We start from the raw sequence: 14,702 nt of genomic DNA, 5'->3' as shown, positions 1-14,702 counted from the left end.
AGTGGGGACGATTTTAGATAAAATTGTAGAACAGAAGAAAAAGGAAGTTGCGGAGTTATATGAAATATATACACCAGTAAAAACAAAAAGAAAGACACATTCACTTGTAGAAGCGTTACAGCAGTTTACTGTCATTGCAGAAGTAAAGCGAGCATCACCATCAAAAGGAGATATCAATTTACACGTTGACGTACGAAAACAAGTGGGAACATATGAGAAATGTGGTGCAGGAGCAGTATCTATTTTAACAGATGGTCAATTTTTTAAAGGATCGTTTCACGATTTACAAACAGCAAGAGAAGAAAGTAACATTCCGCTTTTATGTAAAGATTTCATAATTGATAAGATTCAAATCGATAGAGCGTATGAAGCGGGAGCAGATATTATTTTACTAATTGTAGCAGCGTTAACGAAAGAGAAGTTAAAAGAGTTGTATAGCTACGTGTTAGAAAAAGGATTGGAAGCGATTGTTGAAGTTCATGATGAACAGGAATTAGAAACTGCGATTGTATTAAATCCGCACGTTATTGGCATTAATAATCGTAATTTAAAAACGTTCGAAGTAGATTTAAGCCAAACTGAAAAGCTTGGAAAAAGATTGAATGAGGAGAAATTATTTTGGATTAGTGAGAGTGGCATTCATTCAAAAGAAGATATTATCCGTGTTAAAAGAGCTGGAGCAAAAGGTGTATTAGTTGGAGAGGCACTTATGACATCATCTTCTATTAGTAGTTTTTTTGAAGATTGTAAGGTGAATATATGAAAGTGAAAATTTGCGGCATCACTGATGTGGAAACAGCGAAAAGTGCGTGCGAATATGGCGCAGATGCACTCGGATTTGTTTTTGCAGAAAGTAAGCGGAAAATCACTCCAAAGAGAGCGGAAGAAATCATTCAGGAGCTTCCAGCCAACGTGTTAAAAATCGGTGTTTTCGTAAATGAATCAGTAGAAGTGATCCAGAAAATTGCAGATGAGTGCGGGTTAACACATGTACAACTACATGGGGATGAAGACAATTATCAAATTAGAAGATTGAATATTCCGTCTATAAAATCGCTAGGAGTAACTTCAGAGAGTGATATGAAAAACGCTCAAAGGTATGAAACGGATTATATATTATTTGATAGCCCGAAAGAAAAGTTTCATGGAGGAAATGGAAAGACATTTTCATGGGAACTACTTGGGCATATGCCAAAAGAATTGCGAAAGAAAACGATATTAGCTGGTGGATTAAACGCTCTTAATATAGAAGAAGCAATTCGAACTGTTCGGCCATACATGGTCGATGTGAGCAGTGGAGTAGAGACAGAAGGAAAGAAAGATGTAGAGAAAATAAAACAATTTATTATAAAAGCGAAGGAGTGTTCCAAATGAACTACGCATATCCAGATGAAAAAGGACATTACGGTATATACGGAGGACGATATGTTCCAGAAACGTTAATGCAATCTGTGCTAGAACTAGAAGAAGCATATAAAGAAGCGATGCAAGATGAAGCATTTCAAAAGGAATTAAATCATTATTTAAAAACGTACGTCGGAAGAGAAACACCGCTATATTATGCTGAAAATATGACGAAGTATTGCGGTGGTGCAAAGATTTATTTAAAACGTGAAGATTTGAACCATACAGGAGCTCATAAAATTAACAATACAATCGGTCAGGCACTACTTGCAGTGCGAATGGGCAAGAAAAAAGTTGTCGCTGAAACAGGAGCTGGACAACACGGAGTTGCAACAGCTACTGTATGTGCTCTTCTCGGATTAGAATGCGTCATTTTTATGGGAGAAGAAGATGTAAGACGTCAAAAATTAAATGTGTTCCGAATGGAATTACTCGGAGCGAAAGTAGAAAGTGTAGCGGCAGGTAGCGGTACATTAAAAGATGCGGTAAACGAGGCGCTTCGTTACTGGGTTTCACATGTGCATGATACGCACTACATTATGGGATCTGTTCTCGGACCACATCCATTCCCGCAAATTGTCCGTGATTTCCAAAGTGTAATTGGAAATGAAACGAAAAAACAATATGAGGCGTTAGAAGGAAAGTTACCAGAAGCAGTCGTTGCTTGTATTGGCGGTGGTAGTAATGCGATGGGGATGTTTTATCCGTTCGTACACGATGAAGAAGTTGCTCTTTACGGCGTAGAAGCAGCTGGAAAAGGCGTTCATACAGAAAAGCATGCAGCAACTTTAACGAAAGGAAGCGTTGGCGTTCTCCACGGATCAATGATGTATCTTCTGCAAAACGAAGAAGGACAAATTCAAGAAGCACACTCTATTTCAGCAGGACTTGATTATCCAGGTGTTGGTCCAGAACATAGCTTGCTAAAAGATATTGGCCGCGTTTCCTATCATTCGATAACAGACGAAGAAGCATTAGAAGCATTTCAATTATTAACGAAAAAAGAAGGCATTATCCCGGCGTTAGAAAGCTCGCATGCTGTCGCATACGCATTAAAATTAGCGCCGCAAATGAAGAAAGATGAAGGGCTTGTCATTTGTTTATCTGGCCGCGGTGATAAAGATGTAGAGAGTATAAAACGTTATATGGAAGAGGTGTAAAAAATGGGAGTAGAAAAAATTAAAGCAGCGTTTGAAAATGGCAAGAAAGCATTTATTCCGTACGTAATGGGCGGAGATGGTGGCCTTGAAAAATTAAAAGAAAGAATTCGTTTTCTTGATGAAGCAGGAGCAAGCATCGTTGAAATTGGTATTCCGTTTTCAGATCCAGTTGCAGATGGCCCAACGATTCAAAGAGCAGGGAAACGAGCGCTAGATAGCGGCGTAACATTAAAAGGCATTTTTCAAGCGTTAGCAGAGGTAAGGAAAGAAGTACAAATACCTTTTGTTCTTATGACATATTTAAATCCGGTATTTGCATTCGGAAAAGAGAGATTCATTGAGAACTGTATAGAAGCAGGTGTAGACGGCATCATCGTTCCAGACTTACCGTATGAAGAACAAAATATTATTGCGCCGTTACTTCGAGAGGTAAACATTGCGCTCATCCCACTGGTTACCGTAACGAGTCCTATTGAAAGAATTGAAAAAATTACGAGTGAATCAGAAGGGTTCGTTTATGCTGTTACAGTAGCGGGCGTAACGGGAGTACGTCAAAACTTTAAAGAGGAGATTCATAGTTACTTAGAAAAAGTAAAATCACACGTCAACTTACCAGTAGTCGCTGGATTCGGCATCTCAACAAAAGAACATGTAGAAGAAATGGTTACAATATGCGACGGAGTTGTCGTTGGAAGTAAGGTCATTGAGCTTTTAGAAAATGAAAAGCGAGAAGAAATATGTGAATTAATATATGCAACAAAACAAAAAGAAGAGGCATAGTCTCTTCTTTTTGTTTTGCGTAATAAGTGTTAAAATATACAGAAAATACATATAATTCAGAGGGGGAGAAGGCATGCTAAGACGTAAATTACTATATCTATTTTTAACTGTACCATTATACGCTTGGCTCATTAGCATGACGAAAATAGAGTTAATGGCTCTATTTTTAGGGTATGTATTCATCTTTTCCAACTTAAATCGCATTCAAGAACAGTCTATTTTAGAAATATGTCTATTTTCGATTAGTATAGAATTATTTAGTATCGTTTCGATTGTATTATTAAACGAATTATTTCTACGGATTCATTCATTTACATTAATGAAATTTTGGAATATTATATTGCAAGCAATATGTACTTACATTGTGTTTGTTGTGTTGAAAGAAATAGTCGGAAAGCAGACAGTTTTTCAGGATAATAGAAAATGGGAGTGAATGAAAAGGAGCCGTTTGGTTCCTTTTTTGAATCTGTTTTAAAAACAATTGAAAATTATAGCATCTGTTATATAATAGTTAAAAATTGTATTTTAAACGAAATGAGATGATAACATGGCCATATTGTTGGCACTTATCCCAATTATGATGATTTTCATTTGTTTATTTTTATTTAAACAAACGTCATTAAGGTCCTCGTTAATTTCTTATGCTGTGTCTGTTGGAATCGTTTTACTCTCGCCAACGTTTCAATTAGGGATAAGTGAAACTGTACACGCAACGATTAAAGGATGGTTAATTTGTTTTATTGTCGGGTACGTTTTATTTTTCGGTATTTTTTTATTTCACCTCATGAACAAAATGGGGTACATCGATCAAGTAGCACGTTTTCTAGAAGAAGTTACTCAGGATCGCTTATTACAAATGCTGCTTATGTGTTTTGGCATTTGCCCGCTTATTGAATCAGTAAGTGGATTCGGTATCGGCTTCATGGTTGCAGCACCTATTTTTCTTTCACTAGGATATAAACCATTTCAAGCTGTACTACTCTCATTCATCGGCTTACTAGCTAGTTCATGGGGCGCAATGGCAACTGGTACGATTATCGGTTCGCAGCTAATAAATATGCCTCTTACAACACTTGGCACAAATACAGCGCTATTAAGTATTCCGATGTTTGCTTACTTCGTTATTCTTTCTTTACACGTTGTTGGCGGCTGGCAAGCGGTTATAGAAAAGTGGAAAGAAGGAGTAGGATTCTTTCTATTATTTTCTCTCGGAATCTATCTTTCTAATGCATACGTAAGTGTTGAACTAGCCGGGATATTAAGTTCTATCGTTACGATTACCTTTGGCTTTCTTATCATTAAATTAAAAGGAAAAAGTGGGCAAAATCTTATAACAGAGCATGCGGCTGCAACGGAGAGAGAAGTATCCATTATAAAAATTATTAGCCCTTATATATTTCTAACAGTTTGTATTTTACTTTCTCGCCTCGTTCCAGCATTACATGATTTGTTCAGATCATATGCGGTTCTTGATTTGAAATCATACTCTTACAAACTAGAGTTACTATATTCACCAGGATTTTGGCTCGGTATGACTTGCTTATTTACTATTATTTTCTTCCGCATCCCGTCTAATATTATTAAACAATCACTCTCACAAACGATCAAACAATGGATTCCTTTTGCGATTACGACGACAATGTTTATCGCCATTTCAGAACTAATGGGTGCATCAGGCATGCATTCATTACTCGCAAAGACAGCTGGTGATACATTTGGAACATTTTTCGTTTTCGTTGCGCCGTTTATTGGCGCTATTGGTGGGTTTTTAACAGGTAGTAACGCAGGATCAAATGCAATGTTTATAAAACTACAAATGCAAACCGCACAAAACGTAGCACTCCCGTGGCAATATGTCACAACACTTCAAAACACCGCATCATCAGTAGCGACAATCGCTTGTCCATCACGGATTACACTAGGTGCTTACTTATGTAATATCCCTTACCGTGAAAATGAACTATTAAAGAAGACGACGTTAATGATTTTTGGTGCGGTTTTGCTTGTAGTGGTAGAGGTTATTGTTTGGTATATGTTGAGAAATTAAAAATCCTCCTAACATAGGAGGATTTTTTTTATGAGTGGATAATGATTTAAATATGAATAGCTTCTACTAGATGAATAGGAGATGAAATGTATGACCCTAAAAAACTACGGTGTGTTAAAAGGTACAGTTATACAATCAGAGATTGGAAAAGGGAAAACACCTCATTATCAAGTTCATTTACAGGGCGAGACAGGAGTAGATTATCGTATTGCAATTAACGTAAAGTCACAAAGTTATCCATCAGAAGTTTTATATTTTGCGAGTAACAATATTAAGTCAGAGGCGATTCATATTTTACCGACATTACCATTCGGTTTTACAGAAATAAAAAACAATGAACCGAAAGTAGCTTTAGATTATATAAGAGGAAATCTATTTGACTCAAATCAAATGATTCCTTTACCTCCCGAAAAAGCAGGAGCAGATAATGATTTAAATGAAAAAATAGAACGTTATATAAAACGAGCGATAGAAGAAAAAGCAATTATTTACGCATTTGGTGAAAGATGGGGACCAGAAGAAAATACACCAGATTCCTATTTTCATTTCAAACCAGGAAACGGTATACATGATATTCATATGAATCAAGGGAATGTAGAAAAATGGCAAGGTGATGATGGCATATGGCAAGACGGAGGAATACTCATTCACTTTGAAAAGGAAGAAGAATGGATTGGTATCTTTCTGGCATTCCAATCACAGTCATGGTGTACCGATGAAGAAGGGCATGCTCGTGTGCCTGTTGAGCATTGTGATTATAAGGGGAATATAAAATAAGAAGAGGGAGTTCAAAAAGAACGCCCTCTTCTTATTTTATAAAACGAAAAACTAACAAGTGTAGAAATACAAGAGAAAAGCAGTGCTACACTAGAAAACGCAATGAGATACATATTATATTTCATAACCTGTCCAATTAGCTGGTTACTGTCGTATTGGAACAGTCCCGCTATGATGTTGAATAAAAATAAAACGATAAACATGACGATAACTCCGTCTATTGATCCTTTAATGTCTGGTTTACTTAAAGCGATATGTGCGGAAATGCAAATGGCGATAAATAAAAATAACCAAAAGGAAGGATTCAATAAATTACCGATTGTAAATAAGCTTTTCAATAATACAAACGTCGACAAGAGCATGTTTTGAATCATTTCTACATTAATAGAAGTAGAAGCAATCGTTTTTTCGAGAGTTGTATTAAATAAAAAATATGATTCTGGTACGAAATAGCGCATTAAAAGGATTAGTGCAGTAATACCAGAAATAATAGGCCCAATGCCGATAAAGAAATTCCCAATTCGTTGATACACACTTTTTTGATTGTATTGATGTTGTATGTAACCTAAAGCCCCTTGACTTGTATCTGTTGGGAAGAACTGAGTCGCCACAATTTTATGACGGAACAGTACGCACATAATGGCATGTCCAAGTTCATGAATCGGAACACCGATCCAAGCCGTTAATAGGAATCCTTTTCTTCCAAAAGCTCTCGACCAATACATGCGTGTGAGAGATTCTAAATAGCCTAATAGAAATCCAATTACAATGATAACGCCAATTAAAGATAATAATTGGATTACGCTTGTAAGGAGTATTTGAAAAATTGAGTTTACCAATTCCATTGCCAGTCATCCAATCTGTTAAAAATATTATTTATTCTGTTTCATAATAGCATTTTTTTTCAAGATTACTAGCACATATATTTTCTTTCGGAAGAAGGATTTCAGAATCTTTTTCTTGTAGTCATGTTTTATGTCCAAAGTCATATATTGAACTTGTAACACCCTATATGGTATATGCTTAAGGAGGGATAAGAGAATGAAATGTCCGTCATGTCATACAGAAAATGCAGCGGAGGCAAAGTTTTGCGGGAATTGTGGACATTCGTTAACGGAAGAAGTAGTGGCAAGTAGTGGCCAAGAAGAAGGGCCGGAACAAGCACGTGCGGCACAAGCAAAGGAAGCTCGGCCAAATGAAACGGTAGAGCAAGCGAAGCGGTTCGCGAGCGGCTATTTTCAATTTTTTAAACATGCATTACAAGCACCGACAGCGATTATGAAAAGCGGCGCTATTGAAGTGCGAAATGGAATTGTAAGCCTTGTTCTTATTTGTTTTTTAGGAGCATGTATTTTTTATAGAATGATGAGTGCAGCATCAGCAGTTACGAGAACATTTGCACCAGATATATCTACTCCCACGTTTTTTGGAGAATCTATAACGGTCTTTTTCTTTTTATTAATTTTAACTTTATTTGTCGGATTTATTATTTTTGTAAGTGGTAAGATGATGAAATCGTCTTTTTCGTTTCTTGAAGTATTTGGTATATGGGGAACGATAGCGACGCCGACTATTGTCATATTAGTCCTTTCTTTTCTTTTTAGTTTCTTATTAATCTTTTTCTTACCTATATTATTATCCGTAGCTGCAACTTATATAGGGATTAGTATAACTGTAGCCGTATTAAAGCTAGACAATGGCGGATTAGATCTTGTTTACACACTTATTATTGCAAATGTTTTAATTGGAATTGCAACGTTCATGGTACTTTGGTCTTACATTAGTACGATAATTCAAGCCTTAACAAAGGGAATAACTGGCTTCTAATGAAAAGGTGGTTGACTGAATGAATGTATGTACAAAGTGCGGAGCTCAGTTTGAAGATGGTGTGCAATTTTGTCAAAACTGCGGGTCGAAGAGGGGACGTCCTGTAGTAAAGAAGAACATGAGCGGTGGTACAAAAGTTGGCATTACACTGTTAGCACTATTTGTTATAGTGATTATTGGATTGTATTTGTACGGAGCATCGTATTATACGCAGGTGGCACAAGTAGACCGGATGATTACGATTTTACAAGAGAGGGACGGAGAGAAATTAGCTGAGATCGTTACGGCAGATGATCCATCGGTTATGATAACGAGAGAGAGTTTAACGCCTCTATTTTCATATATAAAAGAAAATCCATCTTACGTAAATGAATTAAAAGGATATTTGAGACAAGGTGAAAAACAACGGGACGGAATAGAAAGAGCTGATTTTTCATTAACGAAAGACGGAAAGTATTTCTTTATATTTGATCGATATAAATTGAAAGCGAAGACGTACTATACAACTTTGCTTACAAATGAAAAAGGCGTATCGTTAAAAATGAACGGAAAAGAAATTGATAAGACAGATGACAAAAAGTTTGAGAAGCAATATGGGCCATTTCTTCCGGGAAATCAAGTGTTTCAATCAGATTATAAAAATGACTATGTAAAATTATCTCGTGAGGAAAAGGTTGTACTTATGAAACAAAGCCAAAATAACGTAACGATAGATTTAACGTTGCAAGGTCAATATATTACAGTTCAAACGAACGCGCCTGGTGCAACATTGTACGTAAATCAAAAACCGGTTACAGCGCTGGCAGGAGAAGAAATTACATGGGGGCCTGTAGCGACTGATGGAAGTGCGACGATTTATTTAGAACGAAATGGAGAAAGTGGACGGGAAACGACACAAGTAGAGACGGTAACGGCACTTTTGTCTTATAATCTTCCATTCCAAAAGAAAAATACAGAAAAAACAGTTGTTTATAATGTTACTCCAACGCCCGCGACTGGGTATGTATATAATGGTTTCATCTTTCCTGATAGTGATATTCGAAAATTAACGAGCGCAGATTTAACATATTTATCGAAAGAGCAGTTGAAAATTGCTAGAAATGAAATATATGCAAGGCATGGACATATTTTTCAAACGAAAGATATGCAAGCGTATTTTGCAAAACAGTCTTGGTATAGAGAAAATCCTTATTTTAAAGGAAAGTTAACAGATATCGAAACTTATAATATTGAACTAATCAAATCAAGAGAATAGAACACATGAAAAAAGGTACAGTGCATAACTGTACCTTTTTTATGGTTTTTTATCTGAACCAGGATCCCTTGAGAAAAAGATATGAAAGAGAAATGTGACTTTACTTGCTCCTCCTGATGTACTTGCTTGCACATCAGATAAACCATTAGATGTTAAAACACCTTCAGAATGAGGGGGTACGACTATTTTGAGATTATCATCTGATTCTGATGATGCAGTAACTGTTATTGTATCATCAGATAAGTTCAAAATTTTTACAGTGCCGATTGGTAAGATGGACTTGCCAGCGTGTGATGCTGAAGCGAGAGCCTTTCCAAATCGTTTGTGGGAAAGTCTCATCATTAGATAACCAAGCACGAGCACTATAGATGGTTGCGTTAATAGAGAATTCTTGATCAAGCGACAAGGCGGGTTTTGGTTCTTTCGGTTCCTCTGGAGTTTGAGCGAGAAGGCCGGCGCACATGTATGTTTCACCTACTTTCAATTGTGACTGTTATAGCATATTAAACATATTGTTTATAAGACACGACAGTTACCTATTCAAGCATAGGTTTGTGCACAAAATTTGAAGATGAAATTCTCTTTCTTTACAATAGAAGTAGGTGTTATTTCTATAAAATATGGAAAACGTAAAGAGTATGTAAAAAAGAAGGAGTGGTAAAGTGAACTATGTCATTATTGGCGGAGATGCAGCTGGTATGAGTGCAGCTATGCAAATTGTTAGAAACGATGAAAATGCAAATGTTGTAACTTTAGAAAAAGGTGAAATTTATTCATACGCTCAGTGTGGATTACCGTATGTCATTAGTGGTGCTATCGCTTCAACTGAAAAGTTAATCGCGCGTAACGTAAAGACGTTTCGTGAGAAATATGGAATTGATGCAAAAGTGCGTCATGAAGTAACGAAAGTAGATACGGAAAAGAAAATGGTGTACGCAGAGCATACGAAGACGAAAGATGTCTTTGAATTTCCGTACGATCGATTATTAATTGCGACTGGAGTGCGTCCTGTTATGCCAGAATGGGAAGGACGGGAATTACAAGGCGTTCATCTTTTAAAAACAATTCCTGATGCTGAGCGCATATTAAAAACGCTAGAAACGAATAAAGTTGAAGATGTAACGATTATTGGCGGTGGCGCAATCGGACTGGAGATGGCAGAAACATTCGTCGAACTTGGTAAGAAAGTAAGAATGATTGAGCGAAATGATCATATCGGTACGATTTATGATGCAGATATGGCAGAGTACATACATAAAGAAGCAGATAAGCATCATATTGAAATTTTAACGAATGAAAATGTAAAAGCGTTTAAAGGGAATGAACGAGTAGAAGCAATTGAAACGGATAAAGGTACGTATAAAGCAGATCTTGTTTTAGTGTCGGTAGGAGTGAAGCCAAATACTGATTTTCTTGAAGGGACAAATATACGTAAGAATCATAAAGGGGCAATTGAAGTAAATGCATATATGCAAACGAATGTGCAAGACGTATATGCAGCTGGTGATTGCGCAACACATTACCACGTTATAAAGGAAATTCATGATCATATCCCGCTCGGAACGACTGCCAATAAACAAGGGCGACTTGCTGGACTGAATATGCTTGATAAACGAAGAGCCTTTAAAGGTACGTTAGGTACAGGTATTATTAAATTTATGGATTTGACGCTTGCAAGAACAGGATTAAATGAAAAAGAAGCGAAAGGGCTACACATCCCGTATAAAACAGTCAAAGTAGATTCGACTAATATGGCGGGCTATTATCCAAATGCAAAACCACTTTACTTGAAATTACTATACCGTTCTGACACGAAACAATTATTAGGCGGACAAGTAATTGGAGAAGAAGGTGTAGATAAACGGATTGATGTAATCGCAATGGCACTCTTCAATAAAATGAGCATTCACGATTTAGAAGATGTCGACTTAAGTTATGCCCCACCATATAACAGCGTTTGGGATCCAATTCAGCAAGCGGCAAGGAGAGCGGAATAGCACTTTTTAAAGTGCTATTTTTTTGTTAAAGGGGAATTATCATTTTTGTCGAATGAAGAGAATCGGGAAATAGTTACATATGTGGAAGGGGAGTTTTTTATGATTGTAGCACTTCAAAAAGTTCAAGAATCAGAAAAAGAAATATTACGTAATTTGTACGCTTTATATCTTCATGACCTTTCTAAGTTCACTATGAAAATAACTATCGGAGCGAACGGATTTTTTGAATACGAAGATTTGCATATGTTTTGGAAAAATGACGGAATCACGCCGTATTTTATAAAAGTTGATCAGAGTATTGTAGGATTCTTATTACTACTGGAACGTCCGTTTTTGAAGAAGGAAAATGATTTTGGTATTAATGATATTTTCATATTGAATCAATATAAAGGAAAAGGAATCGGTAAACAAGCTGTTGAGAATTTACTAGAAGAGAAAAGAGGACAATATTTCGTTATCGAACTTGTAAAAAATGTACCAGCATTGTCGTTTTGGAAGAAAGTATATAAAGAACTAAACATTGAATTTGATGAGAGAGCGCAGCTAATTGATGATGAAGAATGTCTCGTTCAAACGTTTAAAATTTAATGAAATTGGTGTTCCTTTTATATTAATTTGAAATTTAACTTTATCCCGCTATTTGCGGGCAGTAAGCTCCCACTGATTAAAGTTTCACTTTATTTTGAATATACCGTTTCCCCTTGAAAACATATTAAGTATCGCTTATATTTTCATATAGTATTTATTTTTTAAACGAAGCAATGAACGAACCAGGGGGCGCAGTATGGCAATTAACATGAGAACAATCGAAGAATGGATTGCTGAATCAAATGCAAGACATGAAGAAGACTTTGGACACGTTGTGGAAGAAATGAAAGAAGTATGTGTCGGACTTGATAACGCGACATTAATTTATACGAAAAATGTATTTTGTTTCGGTAAAAAAGTAGAAGTATTTTTCTTCTTCCAAGACCATGTCGTGATTGGACAAGAAAAAGACGAATATGTTGAGATTGAAAAATTAAAGTATGATGCCATTACAAATAGTAACTTAAAAACAAATGACAAAAATACTACGTTAGAATTAAAGTTTGCTAACGGACAATCTATCAATTTAGATAGTTTAAATGATAACTACGGTACGAAAAATTGGTTATTTGCTAGACAAATTAAGAGTATTTTTAAGTTAATCTAGTAAAAAAGCAGACCCTTTGAGGTCTGCTTTTTATTTAATTCCTATTACACAAAGACAATCTCTTTCTTCGTAACATTGTACACTTGTAAATCCTGTTTTATAAAAGAGATTTATTAGTTCTTCGGTCGTGTTAAATTTCTTCATATGATATTGAATTTTGAAAGTTTCAGCCACTAATAAAAAGGAGCCGTCCGGTTTTAAGATGCGAAATACTTCTTTTATATCTTGTTCAACATCAGGCCAAAAATAATGAGTTTGAAAGGCGGTAATGAGATCGAAGAAGTTCGTATGATGTGGAATCGAAGAAACGCTTGCTTGTTGAACAATTACTTTTTGTTTTTGAACATCTTTTGCATTCGTCTGTATAGAATTTTTCACAGCTTGATCGGAGTAATCAATCCCATATATTTCCCCAAGTGGAGTTCGTTTTGAAAGAGTGTGTATGGTTTTACCTCCACCACAGCCGATGTCTAATACGACTGCATCTGTCTTTATATGTACTTTCTGCAAAGCCCAATTTATTAATCTCGTATGTGCAGCGTTCATAATACAAAGCATGGAGGAACCAATTGTTCCGCTAGGATTTTTTGCTTGCTGAATTAACCGTTGTAAAATGCTCAAGTTAAATTCTCCTTTTATGTAAGAATATATACTCATTTCGCCTTTTATAAATTAAATCCTTTAAAAAAGCACGCCGATAGACGGCGTGCTTCTAACAATGCAAAGCCCCTTTTAACCAATTCCGCGCCCGATATGCCCCAACTGGAACTTGAATAAGAGATGTTTCATTCCCAGCATCTATTCCGTACAATTGATCACATGAATTTGTATCAAAACTAAGTAAAGGATGCCCGCCCATCCCCATCGCGGTCGCTGCAAAAACGAGTTTATGAACAAGTATACCTGCTTCCATTTGATGAATACGGTACCCTCTATAGCCTAATGCATTTGTATAATAATCTTTCTTTCCGACTACATGTAGGCAAAGTGATACTTGAAAAAGGTTTACGTTATCCATCGTCATACTGGATTGAAGAGGATAACGAAGGTCCCCATATCGAAGTGGTTGTATGGAATGCGTTTTACTGTTATAAGTGTAAGCGCCGTTTTTTATATCTTTTACATTATAGAAACATCCATATAATGAGACGCGCGCATTTTCATTTATATACTTACCATCAAGGTCGTTGGAATAAGGGAGGGAGAGGCTCGCTTCTTGTAGTAAAGTAGCGAGCTCGGCTGCATCCCATTTCGTTAAAGTAAAGTCAGCATCAGGGGAATACCGTTTTCTGCAAAGTTGCAAGAAATCATAAGATAAACGCTCTACTTTCGGCAGTTGTACAGCATGCTCATGATATTGATAGTGCTCTTCATGAGCTAGTGTTTGGAAGTGTGCTGTCGATTCGATCATAGAAGCTTCATTTATTTTTGTTATCATCGGATATTCATCTACATGTTTTGAGCGAACGAAATGTTCATGTGCGAGCGGCGGAATTTGTTGCAACAACTCACGAGAAGTAAATGTTTTATTTTCATGGTAATCATTGTGAAACCAATTAGTTTCTGGCTCTGTACTTAAAGGAATAACGGCATACACACTTTCTTCACCTTCTGACAATCCGAGTAAATGGTTCAGTGCACGGTCTAGAAATTGAAAGTATACGCCGTTCGTATAACCGAACTGTTTGGCACATTCAAGTAATTGTCCAATGAGAACCCCGCTATCTAATCCTTGAAGGCGATATGAAAAGTTATTGTATTTAAAGAAGTTTTTCCAAAACATAGTGGATACGAATGCGGCACCGAAACAATCATGTATATTACAGCGGTTACCGAGTGCGTCTGCTAAATAAGAATCGAAATTTCCTTCGCGAAGTAAAATAAGCCGGTGATGCGCGGCGTCATAATGGTAAATGCCGTCTGGATAATCGTCAATCTTTAAATAGATATACAATTCATTCGGGTATAAGGCACCGCCTGAAGGAATGGATCTACGTAATACATTTCTCCCGCTATTTAGCTGACATAATTGTGTTACACCAAATGAATACCAAAGGTAGTGACCAATCTCATTTAGAGTAGGTGTAGTAGAAGAGTTCGATAAAGATAACGGGATTTCTAAGGAGAGCGGGATGGTAGGTACATTTCGATATAATTTATAAGGAAGCGGTGCGTCTTTCCAGTCCACCTCATGATTTGGCATAATTTCATCGATAGAGAAATGGAGATGATGTAAAAAAGTATTTAGCTGCATGAAATC

The 14,702-nt window shown here is 36.4% G+C and carries 15 protein-coding genes and 1 pseudogene; 12 read left to right on the top strand and 4 right to left on the bottom strand.

Annotation, left to right across the window (positions count from 1 at the left end):
- The first annotated feature begins 1 nt into the window (after position 1).
- From trpC to ACTFR3_RS13525, 7 genes are all read left to right on the top strand, one after another.
- Positions 2-763, top strand: a complete 762-nt coding sequence (gene trpC, locus ACTFR3_RS13555) for an indole-3-glycerol phosphate synthase TrpC (protein ID WP_071741039.1) — start codon at positions 2-4, stop codon at positions 761-763.
- Positions 760-1,374 carry a phosphoribosylanthranilate isomerase gene (locus ACTFR3_RS13550; protein WP_071741040.1) on the top strand — a complete coding sequence of 205 codons (615 nt, stop codon included), beginning with the start codon at positions 760-762 and terminating at the stop codon, positions 1,372-1,374. The genes trpC and ACTFR3_RS13550 overlap by 4 nt, the downstream gene beginning before the upstream one ends.
- Positions 1,371-2,564: a tryptophan synthase subunit beta gene (trpB, locus tag ACTFR3_RS13545; protein ID WP_016124290.1), complete on the top strand. Its 1,194-nt coding sequence runs from the start codon at positions 1,371-1,373 to the stop codon at positions 2,562-2,564. The genes ACTFR3_RS13550 and trpB overlap by 4 nt, the downstream gene beginning before the upstream one ends.
- A 3-nt stretch (positions 2,565-2,567) precedes the next feature.
- The gene (trpA, locus tag ACTFR3_RS13540) at positions 2,568-3,344 is read left to right on the top strand and encodes a tryptophan synthase subunit alpha (RefSeq protein ID WP_071741041.1); all 777 of its coding nucleotides are present in this window, start codon (positions 2,568-2,570) and stop codon (positions 3,342-3,344) included.
- A 73-nt stretch (positions 3,345-3,417) separates the two neighbouring features.
- Complete coding sequence (locus ACTFR3_RS13535; RefSeq protein ID WP_000946131.1) at positions 3,418-3,777, top strand: DUF4029 domain-containing protein; 360 nt, start codon at positions 3,418-3,420, stop codon at positions 3,775-3,777.
- Between the two features lie 114 nt (positions 3,778-3,891).
- Positions 3,892-5,391, top strand: a complete 1,500-nt coding sequence (locus tag ACTFR3_RS13530; RefSeq protein ID WP_000996262.1) for an L-lactate permease — start codon at positions 3,892-3,894, stop codon at positions 5,389-5,391.
- Positions 5,392-5,481: 90 nt separating this feature from the next.
- Positions 5,482-6,168, top strand: coding sequence for a DUF2278 family protein (locus tag ACTFR3_RS13525; RefSeq protein WP_000172949.1), 687 nt, complete (start codon positions 5,482-5,484; stop codon positions 6,166-6,168).
- Positions 6,169-6,179: 11 nt separating this feature from the next.
- On the opposite strand, the gene ACTFR3_RS13520 is transcribed toward ACTFR3_RS13525, so the two are convergent.
- Positions 6,180-7,013: a hypothetical protein gene (locus ACTFR3_RS13520; protein WP_071741042.1), complete on the bottom strand. Its 834-nt coding sequence runs from the start codon at positions 7,011-7,013 to the stop codon at positions 6,180-6,182.
- Between the two features lie 196 nt (positions 7,014-7,209).
- On the opposite strand from ACTFR3_RS13520, the gene ACTFR3_RS13515 reads away from it, so the two are divergent.
- Complete coding sequence (locus ACTFR3_RS13515; protein WP_086404100.1) at positions 7,210-7,995, top strand: zinc ribbon domain-containing protein; 786 nt, start codon at positions 7,210-7,212, stop codon at positions 7,993-7,995.
- A 19-nt stretch (positions 7,996-8,014) separates the two neighbouring features.
- Positions 8,015-9,250 (top strand): TcaA 3rd/4th domain-containing protein, encoded by a 1,236-nt coding sequence (locus tag ACTFR3_RS13510; protein WP_071741044.1) that lies wholly within the window; start codon positions 8,015-8,017, stop codon positions 9,248-9,250.
- 39 nt (positions 9,251-9,289) lie between these two features.
- Here ACTFR3_RS13510 and ACTFR3_RS13505 read toward each other — a convergent pair.
- Positions 9,290-9,713, bottom strand: a pseudogene (locus ACTFR3_RS13505) (hypothetical protein).
- Positions 9,714-9,912: 199 nt separating this feature from the next.
- Here ACTFR3_RS13505 and ACTFR3_RS13500 point away from each other — a divergent pair.
- The 3 genes from ACTFR3_RS13500 (at position 9,913) to ACTFR3_RS13490 (ending at position 12,442) form a co-directional block, all read left to right on the top strand.
- A complete protein-coding gene (locus ACTFR3_RS13500) occupies positions 9,913-11,247 on the top strand; it encodes a CoA-disulfide reductase (RefSeq protein WP_001110229.1) in 1,335 nt (444 codons plus the stop codon).
- 99 nt (positions 11,248-11,346) lie between these two features.
- A complete protein-coding gene (locus ACTFR3_RS13495) occupies positions 11,347-11,835 on the top strand; it encodes a GNAT family N-acetyltransferase (RefSeq protein ID WP_255913467.1) in 489 nt (162 codons plus the stop codon).
- Between the two features lie 196 nt (positions 11,836-12,031).
- On the top strand, positions 12,032-12,442 hold the full coding sequence (locus ACTFR3_RS13490; RefSeq protein WP_071740052.1) for a DUF3908 family protein: 411 nt from the start codon (positions 12,032-12,034) through the stop codon (positions 12,440-12,442).
- Positions 12,443-12,472: 30 nt separating this feature from the next.
- Here the strand turns inward: ACTFR3_RS13490 and ACTFR3_RS13485 are convergent, their stop codons facing one another.
- Both ACTFR3_RS13485 and ACTFR3_RS13480 read right to left on the bottom strand, forming a co-directional pair.
- Positions 12,473-13,063: a methyltransferase domain-containing protein gene (locus tag ACTFR3_RS13485; protein WP_088345324.1), complete on the bottom strand. Its 591-nt coding sequence runs from the start codon at positions 13,061-13,063 to the stop codon at positions 12,473-12,475.
- Positions 13,064-13,154: 91 nt separating this feature from the next.
- The gene (locus ACTFR3_RS13480; protein WP_088345326.1) at positions 13,155-14,696 is read right to left on the bottom strand and encodes a SagB family peptide dehydrogenase; all 1,542 of its coding nucleotides are present in this window, start codon (positions 14,694-14,696) and stop codon (positions 13,155-13,157) included.
- Positions 14,697-14,702: the final 6 nt, after the last annotated feature.

Origin of the sequence: Bacillus cereus group sp. MYBK14-1 (assembly GCF_051916885.1) — a bacterium.
GTDB classification, from domain to species: Bacteria; Bacillota; Bacilli; order Bacillales; family Bacillaceae_G; genus Bacillus_A; species Bacillus_A cereus.
This window is presented reverse-complemented; position numbering and strand designations above follow the sequence as displayed.

What these genes read in the sequence shown, in the direction of transcription:
- ACTFR3_RS13535 (WP_000946131.1), top strand. Translation starts at nt 3,418, where the DNA reads ATGCTAAGACGTAAATTACTATATCTATTTTTAACTGTACCATTATAC.
- ACTFR3_RS13525 (WP_000172949.1), top strand. Translation starts at nt 5,482, where the DNA reads ATGACCCTAAAAAACTACGGTGTGTTAAAAGGTACAGTTATACAATCA.
- trpB (WP_016124290.1), top strand. Translation starts at nt 1,371, where the DNA reads ATGAACTACGCATATCCAGATGAAAAAGGACATTACGGTATATACGGA.
- trpA (WP_071741041.1), top strand. Translation starts at nt 2,568, where the DNA reads ATGGGAGTAGAAAAAATTAAAGCAGCGTTTGAAAATGGCAAGAAAGCA.
- ACTFR3_RS13480 (WP_088345326.1), bottom strand. Translation starts at nt 14,696, where the DNA reads ATGCAGCTAAATACTTTTTTACATCATCTCCATTTCTCTATCGATGAA.
- ACTFR3_RS13550 (WP_071741040.1), top strand. Translation starts at nt 760, where the DNA reads ATGAAAGTGAAAATTTGCGGCATCACTGATGTGGAAACAGCGAAAAGT.
- ACTFR3_RS13510 (WP_071741044.1), top strand. Translation starts at nt 8,015, where the DNA reads ATGAATGTATGTACAAAGTGCGGAGCTCAGTTTGAAGATGGTGTGCAA.
- ACTFR3_RS13515 (WP_086404100.1), top strand. Translation starts at nt 7,210, where the DNA reads ATGAAATGTCCGTCATGTCATACAGAAAATGCAGCGGAGGCAAAGTTT.
- ACTFR3_RS13520 (WP_071741042.1), bottom strand. Translation starts at nt 7,013, where the DNA reads ATGGAATTGGTAAACTCAATTTTTCAAATACTCCTTACAAGCGTAATC.
- ACTFR3_RS13490 (WP_071740052.1), top strand. Translation starts at nt 12,032, where the DNA reads ATGGCAATTAACATGAGAACAATCGAAGAATGGATTGCTGAATCAAAT.
- ACTFR3_RS13495 (WP_255913467.1), top strand. Translation starts at nt 11,347, where the DNA reads ATGATTGTAGCACTTCAAAAAGTTCAAGAATCAGAAAAAGAAATATTA.
- ACTFR3_RS13530 (WP_000996262.1), top strand. Translation starts at nt 3,892, where the DNA reads ATGGCCATATTGTTGGCACTTATCCCAATTATGATGATTTTCATTTGT.